Annotated in this window: 1 protein-coding gene; it reads left to right on the top strand. The window is 62.6% G+C overall.

Going from position 1 to position 991, the window contains the following annotated elements; translation table 11 throughout:
• Positions 1–991 (top strand): AMP-binding protein (locus HZZ13_RS36300; protein ID WP_197964209.1); only part of this gene is annotated, 991 nt, incomplete at both ends.

The following is a 991-nucleotide window of genomic DNA, read 5'->3' as shown; positions in this document are numbered from 1 at the left end:
GGACGGCGGTGACGTATCCTGAGCAGCAGTGCATCCATGAGCTGTTTGAGGCGCAGGTGCAAAAGGCGCCGGATGCGGTGGCGGTGGTCTATCAGGACCAGCGCGTCAGCTATGGCGAGCTCAATGCGCACGCCAACCAGCTGGCGCATCATCTGATCGGGCTCGGGGTGAAGCCGGATCAGCCGGTGGCGATCTGCGTTGCGCGCAGCGTGGCGATGGTGGTCGGGCTGCTGGCGATCCTCAAGGCGGGGGGCGCCTATCTGCCGCTGGATCCGGCCTATCCGCCGGCGCGGCTGCATCAGGTGCTGGAGGATGCGGCGCCGCGGCTCCTGCTGGCCGATGCGGCGGGGCGATCGGCGCTGGGCGACGATGCGCTAGCCGATGTGAGCGTGGTGGATCTGGAGACGGCCATGCCGGCGTGGGCAGATCTGCCGGCGTCGGATCCGGACCCACGCGCGCTTGGGCTGACCTCGCGCCATCTCGCCTATGTGATCTACACCTCCGGATCAACAGGCACCCCCAAGGGGGTCATGGTCGAGCATCGCGGCTTGGTCAATCTCAGCTTGGCTCAGATCGGGCTTTTTGGCGTTTGTTGCAACAGCCGCGTGGTGCAGTTCGCCTCCTTCAGTTTTGATGCAAGCGCCTGGGAGCTTGTTATGGCGTTTGGCTCGGGAGCCGCATTGCATTTGCCTACGGATGAGCTCCGTCAAGCGAGTAACAAGCTATCGGATTATCTGCGAAGCGAAGCCATCACGCATGCGACGCTGCCTCCAGCCTTGCTTCAGGGAAGCCAGAAGCTGGAAGGCTTGGGATCGCAAGTTCTCATTCTTGCTGGAGAGCTGCCGAAGGCAGAACTCATCCGGAGTCTGGCTCCAGCATCCATTGTCAATGCTTATGGACCTACCGAAGCAACAGTTTGTGCGGCGACCTGGAGTTGCCCCGATGAATTTGATGGGGCCATTGTCCCGATTGGCCGCCCGATTGCGAACAC

The sequence above is a fragment of the Bradyrhizobium agreste genome, from assembly GCF_016031625.1.
Classification (GTDB): domain Bacteria; phylum Pseudomonadota; class Alphaproteobacteria; order Rhizobiales; family Xanthobacteraceae; genus Bradyrhizobium; species Bradyrhizobium agreste.
The sequence above is the reverse complement of the archived record's forward strand: the minus strand, read 5'-3'. Positions and strand labels throughout refer to the sequence as shown.